We start from the raw sequence: 2196 nt of genomic DNA on the forward strand, positions 1-2196 counted from the left end.
TGAATGCGTAGAGAACATCCATCACAGCAGGGCTACGAGCCCTTCAGCTTTCAAGACACGGAATCCGTTTCACCACGAACCACGGAGAGCCGTCAAACCCCCACACCCCGGGAGCGTCCGGTGAAACCCACACCGCGGGCGGGGCCTTCACGGTCGGAAGACCTGGTGCAAGGAGGGATCGACAAGGCCACGGCCAACCAGTCCGTGATGAATCTCATCAACCCGGAACACCTGGCCGCACTGGTGCTGTGACTGTCTGTTTCTCCCAGGCGGGTTCCGTATCTTCGGGCCCTGCAGCTTCGCATGCATCTGGCCCTGGTCCTGCAGCATCGCGCGGCGGCCCGCATCCAACGTGCCTGGCACGGCCGCGCCGTGCCCATCGTGGCCGGCTTCCTGGGTGTTCTCCCCAGCCTGAGCTACGTCATCGCCGTTTCCTGCCCGCTCTTGCTGCTCCGCGACGGTGGGACTGAGCCAATAGCGGCAGTGGCTACATTGGCCGCCGCCCGATAGGCGCAGCCGCGTGGCCCTGTCCGGCATGAGCCCTCGGCAGCAAAGCGGCGCACCGGCGGTCATGAAGTACTTTGCATACCGCCAAGCGCCCATGCACACCGTTGCAGCCAACCATGAAACTCGCCCGCGCCCATCACCAGACGCATTGCCGTGTCCTTGGAAGGGCTTAGTGGCCGCGATTGGCGCGGGGCTCCCGGCGTTGGCGAACTTGAACCCGGTGAACCGGTCCACAACGACCTTATTGCGTTGACATCGACCCGCAACGTGCCAATCACGATCGTGTGTCGACGTGATCCATGGCTGACATCCCTTCGCCTACGCGCTTGAGGACGTGTTTCAGGCGGTATTGCTCGAGCAGATTCTGCGGGCCGGTCGCGACGCTCCACCTTGACGACACGTAGGGCGCCGGAGCCATAATCGGGCTGGGCACCAGAACGGTGCCGCAGAGAAGAGCCGACGGCTGGCGCCGCCGGGGCAGAGGAGCCTTCGAATGACGAAGTACCTGATCTCGTTCCCCAGTGAGGCTATGGAGTTCCCCGAGGAGGACTTCGAGGCCGTAGTCGAAGCCTCGCATGCCGTCATCGACGAGGCCAAGGCGGCGGGTGTGTACGTCTTCGGAGGCGGTCTCGATGCGGACGTCGACCCGGTGATGGTGTCAGGGGACGGCACCGTCATCGAGGGCACGTACCCAGGGCACAAGGTGCCCAATGGCGGATACGCCATTCTCGAGCTGCCCTCGAGGGAGGCGGCACTCGAGTGGGCCGCGAAGATCGCCGTCGCCTGCCGCTGTCCGCAAGAGGTGAGACAGTTTCACTACGACCCGGCCAGCTGAGGGGTGCAACTTCGACCGACGGCCCGCGGGTTAATCTTCGATCGGAGCAGGTTGGCCCTTGCTGTAGGTCAGTGCTGGCTCAGCCAGAGCGAGCTGGGTTGGGAGCTGTCGGAGGAGCACGCCTCCTACGATCGTCTGGCCAAAGGCCGGCGGCTCGTACTTTACGACCGGGCTGGGGCCGGGATGGCACCCTGCCCGGCCACCGACGTCGGCCAGCCCTACTCCCTCAACGCAGAGAGCCACGTGTGCAATGGTCGCGGAGCGGCCTCCGGATGCATAGGACCGCACCGCTGGTGGAACAAGGTGGCGGCGGGGCCGTCGGCTGTGGGGTAGGCCGGTTTGCAGCTGGTGGACGGTTGGGGCCGGCCCGGGTTTGTTGTTCCGCCGGGCGGGGCTTTGGTGCGGTCTGTACGAAGGCACGGTGTGAAGCCTCGCCGGCGGTGACGGACGGGTGGGGTGTGATCCAGTGAACAGGGGGCGGGGTGGGATTGTGGGGCCGTCGGGTGCTTTGGAAAGGGCCTGGGTTTCGCGTGTTTGCGGGGTTTTTGGGGGCTGGGGGGTGGTGTTGGGTTGTGGATTTGCAGTGCGGGTTCAGTGGGTGTATTGTTTTCTGAGTCGCCGCCGCTGATGCGGGAAAATAGCGACAAACCCCCCTTCTTCAACAGCCTGAAAATGGCGCGCTTCGCGGCGTGCCGGATGCGGGTGGGGCTGGTTCGCCGGAGCTGAAATCGACCGAAATCTCGATTTGCAAAGCTCCCCGAAACCGGGTAAGTTTGAAAAGTTGCTCCGGAGCGATCCATGACGGAATGTTGTTGTGGTGGTGCCGGGTGTGTCTGTTGTTTGAGAACTCAATA

The 2196-nt window shown here is 64.0% G+C and carries 4 protein-coding genes; 3 read left to right on the forward strand and 1 reads right to left on the reverse strand.

All coding sequences use genetic code 11. The features are described from left to right. The first annotated feature begins 120 nt into the window (after window positions 1-120). The 3 genes from J2808_RS22175 to J2808_RS22185 all read left to right on the forward strand — a co-directional run bounded on the left by J2808_RS22175 (window position 121) and on the right by J2808_RS22185 (window position 1342). The gene (locus J2808_RS22175) at window positions 121-252 is read left to right on the forward strand and encodes a hypothetical protein (protein ID WP_309821020.1); all 132 of its coding nucleotides are present in this window, start codon (window positions 121-123) and stop codon (window positions 250-252) included. Between the two features lie 51 nt (window positions 253-303). Beyond that, the gene (locus J2808_RS22180; protein WP_309821022.1) at window positions 304-510 is read left to right on the forward strand and encodes a hypothetical protein; all 207 of its coding nucleotides are present in this window, start codon (window positions 304-306) and stop codon (window positions 508-510) included. A 490-nt stretch (window positions 511-1000) separates the two neighbouring features. Further along, window positions 1001-1342, forward strand: coding sequence for a YciI family protein (locus J2808_RS22185; protein WP_309821024.1), 342 nt, complete (start codon window positions 1001-1003; stop codon window positions 1340-1342). 658 nt (window positions 1343-2000) lie between these two features. Here J2808_RS22185 and J2808_RS22190 read toward each other — a convergent pair. Continuing rightward, a partial coding sequence (locus J2808_RS22190) for a hypothetical protein (RefSeq protein ID WP_309821025.1) occupies window positions 2001-2196 on the reverse strand: 196 nt, incomplete at its 5' end.

It is taken from the genome of Pseudarthrobacter sulfonivorans, assembly GCF_031454915.1.
Lineage (GTDB): Bacteria > Actinomycetota > Actinomycetes > Actinomycetales > Micrococcaceae > Arthrobacter > Arthrobacter sulfonivorans_C.